The sequence below is a fragment of the Rhodococcus sp. IEGM 27 genome, from assembly GCF_033142305.1.
Taxonomy (GTDB): Bacteria; Actinomycetota; Actinomycetes; order Mycobacteriales; family Mycobacteriaceae; genus Rhodococcus_F; species Rhodococcus_F oxybenzonivorans.
In genome coordinates this window covers 384,675-399,754 of record NZ_JAWLSG010000001.1, presented here as the reverse complement: position 1 = coordinate 399,754, position 15,080 = coordinate 384,675, and the positions used below count along the sequence as shown (strand labels likewise).

At 66.3% G+C, this 15,080-nt stretch carries 17 protein-coding genes and 4 tRNA genes; 17 read left to right on the top strand and 4 right to left on the bottom strand.

What is annotated here, in order from left to right:
• Positions 1–127: 127 nt before the first annotated feature.
• Positions 128–955 (bottom strand): siderophore-interacting protein, encoded by an 828-nt coding sequence (locus R4P95_RS01825; protein WP_213573078.1) that lies wholly within the window; start codon positions 953–955, stop codon positions 128–130.
• Between the two features lie 60 nt (positions 956–1,015).
• Positions 1,016–1,612 (bottom strand): flavin reductase family protein, encoded by a 597-nt coding sequence (locus R4P95_RS01820; RefSeq protein ID WP_213573077.1) that lies wholly within the window; start codon positions 1,610–1,612, stop codon positions 1,016–1,018.
• A 92-nt stretch (positions 1,613–1,704) separates the two neighbouring features.
• Between R4P95_RS01820 and menD the strand changes: the two genes are divergently transcribed.
• The 4 genes from menD (at position 1,705) to R4P95_RS01800 (ending at position 5,793) form a co-directional block, all read left to right on the top strand.
• Positions 1,705–3,330: a 2-succinyl-5-enolpyruvyl-6-hydroxy-3-cyclohexene-1-carboxylic-acid synthase gene (gene menD, locus R4P95_RS01815; protein ID WP_317746631.1), complete on the top strand. Its 1,626-nt coding sequence runs from the start codon at positions 1,705–1,707 to the stop codon at positions 3,328–3,330.
• A complete protein-coding gene (locus R4P95_RS01810) occupies positions 3,327–3,764 on the top strand; it encodes a DUF3592 domain-containing protein (protein ID WP_317746633.1) in 438 nt (145 codons plus the stop codon). The genes menD and R4P95_RS01810 overlap by 4 nt, the downstream gene beginning before the upstream one ends.
• A gap of 73 nt (positions 3,765–3,837) precedes the next feature.
• The gene (locus tag R4P95_RS01805; protein WP_317746634.1) at positions 3,838–4,983 is read left to right on the top strand and encodes a glycosyltransferase family 1 protein; all 1,146 of its coding nucleotides are present in this window, start codon (positions 3,838–3,840) and stop codon (positions 4,981–4,983) included.
• 111 nt (positions 4,984–5,094) lie between these two features.
• Positions 5,095–5,793 carry a demethylmenaquinone methyltransferase gene (locus R4P95_RS01800; RefSeq protein WP_109327939.1) on the top strand — a complete coding sequence of 233 codons (699 nt, stop codon included), beginning with the start codon at positions 5,095–5,097 and terminating at the stop codon, positions 5,791–5,793.
• A 6-nt stretch (positions 5,794–5,799) separates the two neighbouring features.
• On the opposite strand, the gene R4P95_RS01795 is transcribed toward R4P95_RS01800, so the two are convergent.
• Positions 5,800–7,062 carry a geranylgeranyl reductase family protein gene (locus R4P95_RS01795; protein WP_317746635.1) on the bottom strand — a complete coding sequence of 421 codons (1,263 nt, stop codon included), beginning with the start codon at positions 7,060–7,062 and terminating at the stop codon, positions 5,800–5,802.
• A gap of 129 nt (positions 7,063–7,191) precedes the next feature.
• Between R4P95_RS01795 and R4P95_RS01790 the strand changes: the two genes are divergently transcribed.
• The gene (locus R4P95_RS01790; RefSeq protein WP_249353948.1) at positions 7,192–8,247 is read left to right on the top strand and encodes a polyprenyl synthetase family protein; all 1,056 of its coding nucleotides are present in this window, start codon (positions 7,192–7,194) and stop codon (positions 8,245–8,247) included.
• A 141-nt stretch (positions 8,248–8,388) separates the two neighbouring features.
• The gene (gene htpX, locus R4P95_RS01785; protein ID WP_159920373.1) at positions 8,389–9,252 is read left to right on the top strand and encodes a zinc metalloprotease HtpX; all 864 of its coding nucleotides are present in this window, start codon (positions 8,389–8,391) and stop codon (positions 9,250–9,252) included.
• Between the two features lie 68 nt (positions 9,253–9,320).
• On the opposite strand, the gene R4P95_RS01780 is transcribed toward htpX, so the two are convergent.
• Positions 9,321–9,812, bottom strand: coding sequence for a YajQ family cyclic di-GMP-binding protein (locus R4P95_RS01780; protein WP_109327953.1), 492 nt, complete (start codon positions 9,810–9,812; stop codon positions 9,321–9,323).
• Between the two features lie 198 nt (positions 9,813–10,010).
• On the opposite strand from R4P95_RS01780, the gene R4P95_RS01775 reads away from it, so the two are divergent.
• The 11 genes from R4P95_RS01775 (at position 10,011) to rplA (ending at position 14,751) form a co-directional block, all read left to right on the top strand.
• Positions 10,011–10,093, top strand: a tRNA-Tyr gene (locus R4P95_RS01775).
• A 204-nt stretch (positions 10,094–10,297) separates the two neighbouring features.
• Positions 10,298–10,370, top strand: a tRNA-Thr gene (locus R4P95_RS01770).
• Between the two features lie 45 nt (positions 10,371–10,415).
• A tRNA-Met gene (locus tag R4P95_RS01765) sits at positions 10,416–10,488 on the top strand.
• A gap of 61 nt (positions 10,489–10,549) precedes the next feature.
• The gene (gene rpmG, locus R4P95_RS01760; RefSeq protein WP_005252089.1) at positions 10,550–10,717 is read left to right on the top strand and encodes a 50S ribosomal protein L33; all 168 of its coding nucleotides are present in this window, start codon (positions 10,550–10,552) and stop codon (positions 10,715–10,717) included.
• 88 nt (positions 10,718–10,805) lie between these two features.
• Positions 10,806–11,369: a (3R)-hydroxyacyl-ACP dehydratase subunit HadA gene (gene hadA / locus R4P95_RS01755; protein WP_109327955.1), complete on the top strand. Its 564-nt coding sequence runs from the start codon at positions 10,806–10,808 to the stop codon at positions 11,367–11,369.
• A complete protein-coding gene (hadB, locus tag R4P95_RS01750) occupies positions 11,356–11,781 on the top strand; it encodes a (3R)-hydroxyacyl-ACP dehydratase subunit HadB (protein WP_109327957.1) in 426 nt (141 codons plus the stop codon). The genes hadA and hadB overlap by 14 nt, the downstream gene beginning before the upstream one ends.
• 185 nt (positions 11,782–11,966) lie before the next feature.
• Positions 11,967–12,039, top strand: a tRNA-Trp gene (locus R4P95_RS01745).
• A 32-nt stretch (positions 12,040–12,071) separates the two neighbouring features.
• Entirely contained in the window at positions 12,072–12,521 is a 450-nt protein-coding gene (secE, locus tag R4P95_RS01740; RefSeq protein WP_162603194.1) for a preprotein translocase subunit SecE, read from the top strand.
• A gap of 58 nt (positions 12,522–12,579) precedes the next feature.
• Positions 12,580–13,410 carry a transcription termination/antitermination protein NusG gene (nusG, locus tag R4P95_RS01735; protein WP_317746636.1) on the top strand — a complete coding sequence of 277 codons (831 nt, stop codon included), beginning with the start codon at positions 12,580–12,582 and terminating at the stop codon, positions 13,408–13,410.
• A 61-nt stretch (positions 13,411–13,471) separates the two neighbouring features.
• Positions 13,472–13,906 carry a 50S ribosomal protein L11 gene (rplK, locus tag R4P95_RS01730; protein WP_109327963.1) on the top strand — a complete coding sequence of 145 codons (435 nt, stop codon included), beginning with the start codon at positions 13,472–13,474 and terminating at the stop codon, positions 13,904–13,906.
• A gap of 128 nt (positions 13,907–14,034) precedes the next feature.
• Positions 14,035–14,751 carry a 50S ribosomal protein L1 gene (gene rplA, locus R4P95_RS01725; protein ID WP_005252097.1) on the top strand — a complete coding sequence of 239 codons (717 nt, stop codon included), beginning with the start codon at positions 14,035–14,037 and terminating at the stop codon, positions 14,749–14,751.
• Positions 14,752–15,080 lie beyond the last annotated feature (329 nt).

Sequence of the window (15,080 nt, the reverse complement as noted above, 5' to 3'; positions counted from 1 at the left end):
GGGTCGCGCCCCGGCGTCGGCCCGCGGGGGGGGCCGTCCGGCCCACCCACCCCAACCCACCCCCCCCCCGCCCCCCCGGGGGCGGGGGCGCGGCCCCCCCCCCCCCCCCCCCCCCACTTCCCTGTGGTCAGTAGGCGGCGTGGCCGTGGCGCCAGTAGCCGGTGAACGAAATGTGTGTCTTGGGAATGTGCCGGTCGTTCACGAGGTGGCGTCGAAGAGCCGTCGGTAAGTCACTTTCCCCGGCGACGAAGGTGTACGACGGCCCGGCCGGAAGATCTGCCTGCCGCACCGTCTCCAACGCAAGCAGCCCCGGACGGGCACCTGCGTTTTCGCGGACCAGCCAGTGCACGTTCACTCCGTCGCCCACCGAAACGTCCTGTGCGTCGGCGGCTTCCGCAATCTCGACGAACACCTCGGCTCGAAGGTTCCGCGGCGCCGATCGCAGAATCCCGACGATCGCCGGCAACGCGCTCTCGTCACCGACCAGAAGCTGCCACTCGGCGCCGGGCGCCGGGTTGTAGATCCGGCCCTCGTCGAGGATCGCAACCTCGTCGCCCGCCGAAGCCGAAGCGGCCCAGGCCGAAGCCGGACCCAAATCGCCGTGCGAGGCGAAGTCGATGTCGATCTCCGTCTCGTCGCCGAACAGTCCGGTGCCGGCGGCACGGTAATCGCGGATCGTGTAGTTGCGCACGACCGGCCGGGTGTCCTTCGACATCAACTTGTACTGCGCGTACCAGAGGTTGCTCGCGCTGGTCGGCAACCGCAAAGTGGTCTGTCCGGGTTGGGGGATGAACATCCGGAACCACTGGTCGAAGCCCATCGGCTTCACGGAGTCCAGTTCGGGTCCCGCCACGGTGACGCGGATGAAGTTGGGACTGATCTGCTTGCCGGCCACCACCCGGGCGGACGCAATTCGGCGAGTCTCGGGTTTGACGAACTTGCTGCGTTGGGCCATGGATGGTTACTTTCCGGCTAGGGAATCGATTTTGTCAGGTAAGCCTAACCAATCGATCGGCTATTCGGGTCGTTGCGGTCGGTCCAGCAACACGACTTCGGGCGGCAACCCCCACTCGTTGCGGCCCAGGCGGCTGAGCGGGGCGAGGGACGCGAAGTCGGGCAGACCGTCCTCCGCAACCGCTTCGTCCCGCACCGCAACCGCCAGCACGTCGCCCATCACCACGAACGAATCACCGACCGGAACGATTTGCGCGAGGCGGCATTCGATCGCCACCGGCGAGGCGGCCACCCGCACGGGACGCACGTGCTCGCTCGCCTCGGTCTCGATCCCCAGCGCCGCGAACTCGTCGACGTCGTGGTCGTAGGTGGCCGAACTGGCGTTCACCACCTTCATAAGGGGTTCGGTCGCCACGTTGATCACGAACTCCCCGGTGGCTTCGATGTTGCGCAGGCTGTCCTTGCGGGTGACGGAGGTGAACTGCACCACCGGTGGGTTGGTGCTCGACACCGAGAAGAAGCTGTACGGGGCCAGATTGGCTACCCCGTCCTCCGAGAGGGTGGACACCCAGGCGATCGGTCGCGGCACCACGGACGCGGTCAGCACCTGGTACATGCGGCGGGGCGGAAGTTCGGCGGGGTCGAAGACTGTGCGCATCTGTTCATCGTGTCAGCGGAGGGGTGTGGCCGCGAACTCACCTGACGAGGTCGCCGACAGAACCGGCCGGTGGATCTGACACTCTGGATGGTGTGAATCCGTCCACTGCACAAGCCACCGCGGTCGTCGACGAACTGGTCCGCGGGGGAGTACGCGAGGTTGTGCTCTGCCCGGGTTCGCGCAACGCACCGCTGGCCTTCGCGCTGCAGAAGGCCGACCTCGAGGGTCGACTGCGCCTGCACATGCGCATCGACGAGCGGACCGCGGGATTCCTCGCGCTGGGATTGGCCGTCGCCGGTCGTCGGCCGGTGCCCGTCGTGATGACCTCGGGTACTGCCGTGGCCAACCTCGGGCCGGCCGTTCTCGAGGCCAACTACGCCCGGGTCCCGCTCGTGGTGCTCAGTGCCAACCGCCCCTACGAAATGCTCGGTACCGGCGCCAACCAGACCATCGAGCAACTCGGACTGTTCGGGAGCCAGGTCCGCGCCACTATCAGCCTGGGGCTGGCGGAGGACGACGCCGGTCAGAACAGCCAGTGGCGTTCGGCCGTGTGCCGGGTCCTCGCCGCCGCGCGCGGCACGAGGTCGGGCAACGCCGGTCCCGTGCACTTCGACATTCCGCTCCGGGAACCGCTCGTTCCCGACGTCCACGCGCAGGGGCCGATCCCGCAGGGACGGCCGGGTGGGGCGGCGTGGACCACCACTCAGCACGCGACGCTCGACGTGCCGGTCGAGCTCGACCTCACCCCCGACACCATCGTCATCTCCGGTCACGGGTCGGCTCTACGGCCCGAACTCGCCGGACTCCCGACGGTCGCCGAGCCGACGGCGCCGCTCCACGGCATACCGGTGCATCCGATGGCGCTGCCCCAGCTCAAACCGCGGCAGGCAATCATCACCGGCCGCCCCACCCTGCACCGGCCGGTGTCGAAACTTCTCGCCGATCCGGTCGTGGCCGTGTACGCGCTCACCACCGGCCCGCGCTGGCCCGACGTCTCCGGCAACGTTCTCGCCACGGGCACCCGCGCCGTGGTCTCGGGTGAACCGGACCCGGCCTGGATCGCCCGTTGCCGGACCCTCACCGAGCACACGGACAAAGCGGTGCGCGCCCAGCTGGCGTCCCATCCGAAGGCAACCGGCCTGCACGTCGCCGCCACCGTGATGGACGCATTGTCCGACGGTGACCAACTGCTCCTCGGGGCGTCCAATCCGGTGCGAGATGCCGCGCTCGTCAGTTACCCGTCGCCGCGGATCCGGGTTCTGTCCAATCGGGGAGTCGCCGGGATCGACGGCACCGTGTCGGCCGCGGTGGGGGCGGCCCTTGCCTACGAGGAGGGCCGCACGGTGGCTCTGCTCGGCGATCTGACGTTCCTGCACGACGCCTCCGGGCTGCTCATCGGACCGGGAGAACCGCGTCCCCGTGATCTCACCATCGTGGTGGCAAACGACGACGGCGGTGGCATCTTCGAACTGCTCGAACAGGGCGACCCCCAGTACGCGGGCGTGTTCGAACGGGTCTTCGGCACACCACACGGCATGGACCTCGCCGCGTTGTGCGCCGCCTATCGCGTGGAGCACCACCTCGTCGGGCTCGAAGAATTGTCCGCCGAACTGAACAACCCCGGGACACCCGGTGAACGCGGAATCCGGGTGCTCGAGGTGACCACCGAGCGTTCCGGCCTGCGCGAACTGCATGCAGCGGTCCGGGCGCAGCTGTGAACGCACGGGTGACGGGCCGGGTGCGGCGCGGCATCGTCGTCACGGCCGCCGGCATCTCGATCCTCGCCGTGCTGTTGGTGGTGGCAGCGTGGCGGAACGACCGCACGATCCAATCGGACATGGGTGTCGCGACGGCCGAGGTGCTGTCGGCCGGCTCGCTGCGGTCGGCGATCAGCTTCGTGACGCCCGACGGCGTGACGCACAATCCGGAATTGGGCGTGCTGTACCCGACGCGGTTGACGGCCGGACAACGGATCGACGTCGAGTACGCACGGGCCGACCCGGACCTCGTCCGGGTATCCGGCCGGGATGCGAGTGTCGCCGTGATCCCTGCCGGGTCGCTCATCGTGGTCACCTGGCTCATCGCGGGACCGCTGATCTGGTATCTACGCAGACGAGAGGACGCGGCGGTTTCTCCGGCAATGTCATCGTGAGTTCGCCGGAACTTCGCGCGTCGGTCATATCGTCCTCGCCGCCGTGACCACGGGCACTGCCACGCTGTGCGTCGTGAGAGTAGCGATCGTCGCGGAGTCGTTCCTGCCCAACATGAATGGTGTGACCAATTCGGTGCTCCGGGTTCTCGAGCATTTGCAGCGGGACGGACACCAGGCGATGGTCGTCGCCCCGGACACCGTCGGTTCACAGCCTCCTGCCTCGACGGAACACGACGGTGTGCCCGTCTATCGGGTGCCCGCGGTCATGGTTCCGAAAGTCAGCTCCCTCCCCGTCGGACTGCCGCAACCGGGACTCACGGCGGAACTGCGTGCGTTCGAGCCCGACGTGATTCACCTGGCGTCGCCGTTCCTGCTCGGCGCGGGCGGGCTCGGCGCGGCGCACCGGCTGGACGTGCCGACGGTGGCGATCTATCAGACCGACGTCGCGGGTTTCGCCGAAAGCTACGGCCTGGGAATTACCAGCCGCGCGGCGTGGGCCTGGACCCGCCGAATCCACAAGGGATGCACGCGCACCCTCGCGCCGTCGACGTCTGCGGTCGAGGCCCTTGCCGAGCAGCGCATTCCCCGCGTGCACCGCTGGGCCCGCGGAGTCGAGACCAGCCGATTCGCGCCGTCTCGCCGCAGTACGGACCTGCGCGACTCCTGGTCGCCGGAGCCGGACCGTCTGATCGTGGGGTTCGTGGGCAGGCTCGCTCCGGAAAAGCATGTAGAGCGACTTGCCGCGCTGGCCGGACACCCCGGAATCCAGCTCGTGGTGATCGGCGACGGGCCGGAGCGGGGCCGTTTGCAGAAGCTGATGCCGGATGCCGTCTTCACCGGCCAACTCGGCGGCACGGAACTCGCGGAGGCCTACGCGAGCCTGGACGTGTTCGTGCATCCGGGTGAGCACGAGACGTTCTGCCAGGCCGTCCAGGAAGCGCTGGCCAGCGGCATTCCGGTAATCGGCCCGGACGCCGGAGGGCCACGCGACCTCGTCACACACTGCCGCAACGGTTACCTGCTGCCGGTCGAGCGATTCGCCGAGCTGCTACCCAGTGCCGTCGAGGCGCTGAGTGACCGGCGGATGCGGGCGCGCTTCGGTGAGGCGGCCCGCCGATCGGTGCTGCACCGCACGTGGCCGGCCATCTGCAGCGAGCTGCTCGACCACTACGCCGAGGTCACCGGGTCTGCGGGCTTCCGCGCGTCCCGGGCTGCCTGACGACGGCACGGGGATCGTTCCCCGAGCATGCGCGGCCAACCCAGACATCGGCCGGGCAGGCGTCGACTAGCGCCGATCCCGGCACCCGACGAGGTTGGTAGCGTTCCGGGTGTGGCAACTACACACGGTTCGCGGGCATCGCTCGAAAAAGATCCGCACGAAGTCGCGTCGATGTTCGACGGCGTCGCGAAGCGTTACGACCTCACCAACACCATCCTGTCCTTCGGGCAGGACCGCAGTTGGCGCAAGGCGACTCGGTCGGCCCTCGATCTCAAGCCGGGGGAACGGGTTCTCGACCTTGCCGCGGGCACCGGTGTGTCGACCGTCGAACTCGGGCGGTCGGGGGCGTGGTGCGTGGCCACCGACTTCTCCAAGGGAATGCTGCAGGCGGGCATCGGCCGGCAGGTTCCCATGGTGGCGGGGGACGCGATGCACCTGCCGTACGCCGACGCGGTGTTCGACGCGGCCACCATCTCGTTCGGCCTCCGCAACGTCTCGGACTTCGATGCCGGGCTGCGGGAGATCGCCCGCGTCACCAAGCCGGGCGGCCGCCTCGTCGTCAGCGAGTTCTCCACGCCGGTGTTCGGGCCGTTCCGGACGATCTACATGGAGTACCTGATGAAGGCGCTGCCGCGGGTCGCCCGCGCGGTCAGCAGCAACCCTGATGCGTACGTGTATCTCGCGGAGTCCATTCGCGCCTGGCCGACACAGTCCGAACTCGCCCAGCGCATCGAGGCGGCAGGGTGGCGACACGTCCAGTGGCGCAACCTCACCGGCGGGGTTGTTGCCCTGCACCGCGCCAGCCGCTGACCGGCCTCAACCGAACAGCGGCCGGGTGTCCGCCTTCTGCGACGCCAGGCCGGACGCACGCCATGCCCGGGCGGTGAGGTCGTTGTCCTCCTCGGTGACGAGGTTGCCCATCACGCGCACGGCGATGGTCATGAGCGCGCGCGAGCGCATTGCCACCGGACCCGACGCCGGGAGAACCCGGGGCACGGTCAGCAGTCCGGCGAGCCGACGTGCCACCGAGAACGCCCGCCCGTAGCGCTCGCGGAGGATGGTGGGCCACAGCTCCGTCAGATCGTCCGCATCGAGGACTTCGGCCACGAGACGTCCACCCTCGAGCCCGTAGTCGATCCCCTCGCCGTTGAGCGGGTTCACACACGCCGCGGCGTCGCCGATGACGGCCCAGTTGCGCCCGGCGACGTGGGACACCGCGCCGCCCATCGGCAGCAACGCGGACGCCACCGCCCGCAGTTCGCCGTCCCAGGCCCACTCCTCGCGCCGCTGTGCCGTGTACAGGTCGAGTAGTGGCCGGAGCGCGCCCGGCGCCGGCCGTTTGGCGGTGGCGAGGGTGCCGACCCCGATGTTCACCTCGCCGGTGCCGAGGGGAAACACCCACCCGTACCCCGACTGCAGAGTGCCGGCGCCGTCACGCAACTCCAAGTGGGAGGTGATCCACGGATCGTCACTGCGCGCCGTGGCAATGTAGGCGCGCGCGGCGACGCCGTACGCGGTGTCGCGGTGCCATTCCCGGCCCAGCTTCTTGCCCAACGTCGACCGGACCCCGTCGGCCACGATCAGGGTGCGGCACTTGATGGTGTGCGTCCCGTCGCCGGTCTGCACCGTCACCGCGCTCACCCGGTCGCCGTTCCGCTCGACGCCGACCGCCTTGGCCCCCTGCACCATCACGGCGCCCGCCTCGACCGCAGTCGTTCGGAGCTTGTCGTCGAATTCGGTCCTGGCCACCGCGCTCCCCACGGCGGGGAACGACCGTCCGGGCCATTCGAGTTCGAGTTCCTGCCCGAATCCACTGAGCCGGAGCCCGCGGTTGGTGCCCTTCGACCGCACCCACTCACCGAGGCCGAGGTGGTCGAGTTCGGCGACGGCACGCGGGGTGAGGCCGTCACCACACGTCTTGTCCCGGGGAAACACGGCGGCGTCGACGAGTACCACGTCGCGGCCGGCACGCGCGGCCCAGGTGGCGGCGGAGGAACCGGCGGGACCAGCGCCGATGACCAGGACATCGGCGGCGACGGGAAGCGGGGACCCCGCGGGCGACTGTTCTGCTACGACCACACCTACATCCTGTCAGGCCACGCCCGGGGACCGCGGCGAGGCCGATGGCCGCCGCAACCGCTAGGTTCTCTACCGTGGGTACCAGCCGTCACCGACGGCGCGGGAACCGAGCCGTCACTGACGACAGGAATGGGTACTGAGAACGTGAGCACCGAGGGCGCAGCACACACCGCTGCCGACGCTGTAGAGGGCACTACGGTCGCCGGGATCGATCTCGGCGACACTCAGCTCGCTGCCACGGTCCGCGACAGGCTGAAACAGGTCGAGGAACTGCTGGTCAGCGAACTCTCCGACGGAGAGGACTTTCTCACCGAGGCCGCGCTGCACCTCGCGAAGGCCGGAGGTAAGCGCTTCCGCCCGCTGTTCACGGTGCTCACCGCTCAGCTGGGTCCGAAAGCGTCCGATCCGTCGGTGGTCACCGCCGCCACCGTCGTCGAACTGGTCCATCTGGCCACGCTCTACCACGACGACGTGATGGACGAGGCGTCGATGCGCCGAGGCGCGCCCAGTGCCAACTCGCGGTGGGGCAACAGTGTCGCGATCCTGGCGGGCGACTACCTGTTCGCCCACGCCTCCCGCCTCGTATCCACGTTGGGTCCCTCTGCTGTCCAGATCATCGCCGAGACGTTTGCCGAACTGGTGACCGGGCAGATGCGCGAGACGATCGGCCTGCGCGGCGAGCAGGACCCGATCCAGCACTATCTCAAGGTGGTGTGGGAGAAGACGGGTTCACTGATCGCTGCGTGCGGACGTTTCGGCGGCACCTTCTCCGGCGCGGACGCCGCCGACGTGGAGCGGCTCGAACGTCTCGGCGACGCGGTCGGCACGGCCTTCCAGATCTCCGACGACATCATCGACATCTCCTCGGTGTCGGCTCAGTCCGGCAAGACACCAGGGACCGACCTGCGCGAGGGCGTGCACACCCTTCCTGTGTTGTATGCGCTGCGCGACGAGGGACCGGAGACAGACCGGCTGCGTGTGCTTCTCGACGGCCCCGTCACCGACGATGACGACGTCGCCGAGGCGCTCGAGCTCCTCGCGCGGTCGCCTGGGATGGCGCAGGCCAAGGCGAAGCTGGAGGAGTTCGCCGTGGAGGCGCGTGCGCAGCTCGCCCAGCTACCCCAAGGTCCCGCCAACGACGCGCTCGTCAAGCTGGTCGATTACACGGTCGAACGCGTCGGCTGAGCCGTATCGTCGAACCTGATTGCTCGCGCGATTTCCACGCTGTACACACCGGGAACCGTCTCACCACCCTGCTTCGTTGAATGATCAAGATCCGGTATTCGGGCGATCGTGATCGGGTGACGACGAAAAGGAAGGCGAGCCGTGCGCGGGTACGCAAACGGGGCTAAGACCCTGGTTCTGCTGGTCGGCATGTCGGCGCTGATCGTGTTCATCGGCGCGTTGTTCCGCAACACGACCATCCTTCTGCTGGCCATCGTGTTCGCGGTCGGCATGAATGCGTACGCCTACTTCAACAGCGACAAGCTGGCCCTCAAGGCCATGCATGCGCAGCCGATCACCGAGGTGGAAGCGCCTGCCATCTACCGCATCGTGCGGGAGCTGGCCACTACAGCTCATCAGCCGATGCCCCGGCTCTACATCAGCCCCACCAGTGCCCCCAACGCGTTCGCCACGGGTCGCAGCCCTCGGCATGCGGCGGTCTGCTGCACCAGCGGCATCCTGCAGATTCTCAACGAACGCGAACTGCGGGCGGTCCTGGGACACGAGCTGTCGCACGTCTACAACCGCGACATCCTGATCTCGTCGGTGGCTGGGACGATGGCCGCCGTCGTGTCCGGGCTGGCGAACTTCGCCATGTTCGCGAACATGTTCGGCGGACGGGGTGGGGGACAGGGCGCCAACCCGCTCGCGCTGCTGCTGGTGTCGTTGCTCGGCCCCATCGCGGCCACCATCGTCAAGCTGGCGGTGTCGAGGTCCCGGGAATACCAAGCGGACCAGTCGGGCGCAGAACTGACCGGTGACCCTCTCGCCCTGGCCTCCGCGCTACGCAAGCTCGAGCGGGGCACCCAGGCGGCCCCGCTCCCCCCGGAACCTCAGCTCGCCGCGCAGTCGCACCTGATGATTGCCAACCCCTTCCGTACCGGCGAGAAGATGAGCCGCATGTTCTCCACCCACCCGCCGATGGCCGAGCGCATCGAGCGTCTCGAGCGGATGGCCGGCCGGTAGGCGGCTTCACCGCCCGTGCGCCTTTCTGGTTGCTCCAGCTACCAGAAAGGCGCACGAGCGCGGAGCGCCTACCGGTAGTTCACGAACTGCAGCGCGATGCCGAAGTCCTCCCCCTTGAGCAGGGAGATGACTGCCTGTAGGTCGTCGCGCTTCTTACTGCTCACGCGCAGCTCGTCGCCCTGAATCTGCGCCTTGACGCCCTTGGGTCCCTCGTCGCGGATCTTCTTCGTGATCTTCTTGGCGTTCTCGGTGGTGATGCCCTGGACGAGCGTGCCGGTGAGTTTGTAGATCTTCCCCGACTGCGCGGGCTCGCCGGCGTCGAAGGCCTTCAGCGAGATGTCCCGGCGGATCAACTTCTCCTTGAAAACTTCGAGGGCGGCAAGTAGTCGCTCCTCGGTGTCGGCCGTCAGCGTGATGGATTCCTCACCGGACCACTCGATGGACGCGCCCGTGTTGCGGAAGTCGAAACGGGTCGACAGCTCCTTGCCGGCTTGATGCAGGGCGTTGTCCACCTCTTGACGCTCCACCTTGCTCACCACATCGAAGGACGAATCAGCCACTGCACACTCCCGGTTTCCGTCTGTTTCCCCCGCCGCGATCCGGACGGGCGCTCACCTGAATGCTAGTGAGCAGATTCGACGCTATCGGTTCGCAACCGCCCGTATCCACCCGGTTTGCAAAACGGGGGGCCGTTCGTTGTATTCTTCTTTCCGCAGTGGAGAGCGATCTCGCAGAGATTCGCGCTCCTCGTGCAACCCGGCAGATTGCCCGAGCGGCCAATGGGAGCGGACTGTAAATCCGTCGGCTTATGCCTACGTAGGTTCGAATCCTACATCTGCCACACACAGAACCCCGGTGAGCACCAGCTCACCGGGGTTCTGTCGTTGGGTACCTGTGGTTCGGGCTTTCCGCGATCGTTCCCGGGAGCGCGTAACGTCCGGTGGGTGGAGTTTCGGAGAACCGTGACCAGGCAATTTGGTTCTCGGCGCGAACTCTGTGTAATCTCGTCAAGGCTTCAGCGCACAGCGATGTGCGAGTGAAGCACGCCCCCTTAGCTCAGTCGGCAGAGCGTTTCCATGGTAAGGAAAAGGTCAACGGTTCGATTCCGTTAGGGGGCTCGCTGGATTGTGGTGAAGCGCTTCGTGCGCGACACTCGACACCGAGGCGGTGTAGCTCAGTTGGTAGAGCAAACGACTCATAATCGTTGCGTCGCCGGTTCAAGTCCGGTCACCGCTACACAATATGCATGATCCACCCTGATTGCTCGTAATCAGATACACCCGAAAGAAGGCATCCCGTGGCCTCCTCGACTGACGTTCGGCCCAAGATCACTTTGGCCTGCGAGGTATGCAAGCACCGTAACTACATCACCAAGAAGAACCGGCGTAACGACCCCGATCGCCTGGAGATCAAGAAGTTCTGCCCCAACTGCGGAACCCACCAGTCGCATCGCGAGTCGAAGTAGCACGGTTCCGGCCGGGAGTTGAGTTCGCGAGGGAAGCTTCGAGGCTGCCCTCGCGTTCCCACGCCCAGGGTAGAAGAGGTTCTTTCGCGTGACTGACACTGTGACAGAGATCGAGACGAGCGTGTCTCCGGACGTTCCCGAGGATCCGGCTGCGCACGCGCTGGCGATGGTGGGGCACCACTACCGCGTCGACGACTTCTACGAGGTCGGTCGCGAGAAGGTGCGCGAGTACGCGCGGGCCGTGCAGGACTGGCACCCCGCTCACCACGATGAGGACGCCGCCCGCGGCCTCGGCTACGACGGCCTGCTCGCTCCGCTCACGTTCATCTCGCTTGTCGGAATCATCGCTCAGAGCCGCCTCTTCAAGGAGATCGTCACCGGTTACGACCCGAGTCAGATCCTTCAGACGGATCAGCGTCTCGTGTTCCACAAGCCGATCAAGGTCGGGGATCGCTTGTTCTGCGACGTCTATCTGGACGGCTTCCGTCAGATGGGTGGCAGCGACATCATCACCACCAAGAACATCGTCACCGACCAGAACGACGAACTCGTGCAGACCACCTGGACCACGCTTGTCGCGCGGACCGGCGGCGAGGTCGACGAGAACATCGCTCACGCAGTCAAGGACGTGATCATGCATGGCGCTTCGTAAGTTCGAGGACGTCTCGGTGGGTGACGAACTCCCCGAGCGCATTGTGCGTCTCACGCGTGGCGACCTGGTCAACTACGCGGGCGTCTCGGGTGACCCCAATCCGATCCACTGGAGCGACGAAGTCGTCAAGCTCGCCGGCCTGGACAATGTGATTGCCCACGGGATGCTCACCATGGGTCTCGGTGGTGGATTCGTGACCTCATGGCTCGGTGACCCCGGCGCGGTCACCGAATACAATGTACGCTTCACGAGCTCGGTGTACGTCCGCGAGGACGAGGCCGCCGAGGTCGAATACACCGGCAAGGTCAAGTCGGTGGATGAAGAGAGCAAGACTGCAGTAGTCGCTATCGTGGCGCGCTCCGAAGGAAAGAAGATCTTCGGTCGTGCCACGGCAACGGTCCGTCTGGCCTGACCGCCGGGTGGATTGGGTTTGTTCCGGGGCTTTGAAGTACACTGAGATTTCTGGGATTACTCAGCGCTGCGCGCTGCCCTACGGTGCTGTTCGGCCGACACAGGGCGGCGCGCGTGTCATGTAATCACAGAGAGGTCGGGCAAGAATTGGTCCAGAGGTAACTCGGGACCAGGTCACCCGACCAAAGGGGCGTAGCTCAACTGGCAGAGCAGCGGTCTCCAAAACCGCAGGTTGCAGGTTCAAGTCCTGTCGCCCCTGCCCCCGGATTGCCAGCGACTGAGAGGAACGACGTGAGCGAGGAGCGCGCCAAGCGCGACGGCGACACTTCAGGGTCGACGCGCCCGGACGGTGTCGACGACACCGCGGCCGACGCCACCACGCGTTCCGAGAGTCCCTCGGCAAGGCCGAGCGGCAAACGTCAGAGCCGTCGGTCGCAGGCCGGCACCGGCGTCGCTGCCAGTTCCGTGAAGACGCCGGAACGCGCGAGAGCCGAGACGATCACCAAGGCCCGTCCCGCGACGAAGGACCGTGCCGACAAGCCGCACAAGGAGAACATTTTCAAGCGGCTTCGCCGGTTCCTGCGCGAGGTCATCGCGGAGCTGCGCAAGGTCATCTGGCCCAACCGCAAGCAGATGATCACCTACACCAGCGTTGTGCTCGTCTTCGTGGTGTTCATGGTGGCGTTCATCGGTGTGCTCGATCTTGCGGTCATCAAAGGCGTCACCTGGTTGTTCGGTTGACGGAGTCCGCCCCGGTGGATCCGAAGTATGTGAGTGACGAGAGGAAGCGAGTGCCCCAGTGAGCACCCCCGAGAACGACACGAATGAGGCCTTGGCCGAAGAGCGTGTTTCTGCCGAGGCGGCAGCCGAAGTGGATGTCGAGGCTGCCGACGAGGGCATCGATGCTCCGGACAGTGCCGGTGACGAGGTAGCCGAGCCGTCGAACGACGTGGCTGCCGTCGCCGAAGAGGCGCCCGCTGACGACGCAGTCGTCGCCGAGGAGCCCGAGGATCCGGTCGCCGAGCTGAAGGCCGCCCTGCGCCGTGCGCCTGGTGACTGGTACGTCATCCACTCCTACGCGGGCTACGAGAACAAGGTGAAGGCTAACCTCGAAACTCGTGTCCAGAACCTCGATGTCGGTGACTACATCTTCCAGGTGGAAGTTCCTACCGAAGAGGTCACCGAGATCAAGAACGGCCAGCGCAAGCAGGTCAACCGGAAGGTTCTGCCCGGTTACATCCTCGTCCGGATGGAGCTCAACGACGAGTCCTGGGGAGCCGTGCGCAATACGCCCGGTGTCACCGGATTCGTCGGGGCCACCTCCAGGCCGTCGCCGCTGACGCTGAACGAGGTCGTCAAGTTCCTGCTGCCGCAGCAGGAGCAGAAGAAGCAGGCTGCCGCCGCGGCAGTGTCCGCCGGTGACACCGGGGGAGAGAGCTTCGCGAAGCCGCTCATCGAGGTCGATTTCGAGGTCGGCGAGTCGGTCACCGTCATGGACGGCCCGTTTGCGACGCTTCCCGCCAGTATCAGCGAGGTCAACGCGGAGCAGCAGAAGCTCAAGGTTCTCGTCTCGATCTTCGGTCGCGAGACGCCCGTCGAGCTGTCCTTCACGCAGGTCGCGAAGATCTAGCGCCACACACACTTGCACTGCAGTAGCAAGAAACACACCCAGCAACAAATAGGAAATCGAGATGCCCCCCAAGAAGAAGAAGCTCGCAGGGCTCATCAAGCTTCAGATCCAGGCCGGTCAGGCTAACCCTGCACCGCCCGTGGGTCCCGCGCTTGGTCAGCACGGCGTGAACATCATGGAATTCTGCAAGGCCTACAACGCGGCGACTGAGTCTCAGCGCGGCAATGTTGTGCCGGTCGAAATCTCGGTCTACGAGGACCGCAGCTTCGATTTCAAGCTGAAGACCCCTCCGGCTGCCAAGCTGCTGCTCAAGGCTGCAGGCGTCCAGAAGGGCTCCGGCGAGCCGCACAAGACCAAGGTTGCCTCGGTGACCATGGACCAGGTGCGCGAGATCGCGAAGACCAAGCAGGAAGACCTCAACGCCAACGACATCGAGCAGGCCGCGAAGATCATCGCCGGCACCGCCCGGTCGATGGGCATCACGGTCGACGGCTGAGCCGTTTCCGTATGACGGCCGAGGCCGTCGAGAGAACGCGTGGGAGGGCCGGCCAGGCCCTGACCACTACTGAACCATTCACCACTGCAGTCGGTCACACACTGTGGTGAGAAGTTAGGACAGAAAACATGGCAAAGCGCAGCAAGGCGTACCTCGCCGCCGCTGAGAAGATCGACTTCGACAAGCTGTACAGCCCGCTGCAGGCTGCGAAGCTGGCGAAGGAAACGTCGTCGAGCAAGATGGACGCGACCGTCGAGGTTGCCGTTCGTCTGGGCGTCGACCCCCGCAAGGCGGACCAGATGGTCCGCGGAACGGTCAACCTGCCGCACGGCACCGGTAAGACCGCCCGCGTCATCGTGTTCGCAGTCGGAGAAAAGGCCGCTGAGGCCGAGGCAGCTGGAGCCGACGCCGTCGGTGCCGAGGACCTCATCGAGCGGATTCAGGGTGGCTGGCTCGACTTCGACGCCGCGATCGCAACCCCCGACCAGATGGCCAAGGTCGGCCGCATCGCCCGCGTCCTCGGACCGCGTGGTTTGATGCCGAACCCCAAGACGGGCACCGTGACCGCAGATGTCACGAAGGCTGTCGCGGACATCAAGGGCGGAAAGATCAACTTCCGCGTCGACAAGCAGGCCAACCTGCACTTCGTGATCGGCAAGGCGTCGTTCGACGACGCCAAGCTGGTGGAGAACTACGGCGCCGCGCTGGACGAGATCCTGCGTGCGAAGCCGTCCTCCGCGAAGGGCCGCTACGTCAAGAAGGTCACCGTTTCGACCACCACCGGCCCGGGCATCCCGGTGGACCCGAACCGCACCCGCAACCTTCTCGAGGATGCCGACGCGTAAAGTTCGTCACCTGTGCACAGCTCGGCCGGTATGGAGATCTCCGTACCGGCCGAGCTGCTTTTGCGCGGCGTCGCCCCTGGTCGTGAAGACGCCGATTTGGTGGCGCGGCCGGTGATGCCGTAGTCTGTGCTGCGGAGTTCATGCAGGATTCGAACTCCACCCCAAATCATGTTCTACCCAAGACCGTTGGTGATCGTCCCCGCGAGGGTGCGATTGAAAGTCCGGGAATGTCCGGCGGCCCACGCAGGAGGACGAGGTAGGGGGATGCGTCTCGGTCGCGGTTTCGTACCCGGCTGAATGCCTCCTTTTCCGCCCCGTGTGCCCTGCAC

Coding starts and splice junctions, on each gene's coding strand:
- R4P95_RS01825 (WP_213573078.1), bottom strand. CDS start 955: ATGGCCCAACGCAGCAAGTTCGTCAAACCCGAGACTCGCCGAATTGCG.
- R4P95_RS01790 (WP_249353948.1), top strand. CDS start 7,192: ATGGGTACTGAGAACGTGAGCACCGAGGGCGCAGCACACACCGCTGCC.
- rplK (WP_109327963.1), top strand. CDS start 13,472: ATGCCCCCCAAGAAGAAGAAGCTCGCAGGGCTCATCAAGCTTCAGATC.
- R4P95_RS01820 (WP_213573077.1), bottom strand. CDS start 1,612: ATGCGCACAGTCTTCGACCCCGCCGAACTTCCGCCCCGCCGCATGTAC.
- hadB (WP_109327957.1), top strand. CDS start 11,356: ATGGCGCTTCGTAAGTTCGAGGACGTCTCGGTGGGTGACGAACTCCCC.
- rplA (WP_005252097.1), top strand. CDS start 14,035: ATGGCAAAGCGCAGCAAGGCGTACCTCGCCGCCGCTGAGAAGATCGAC.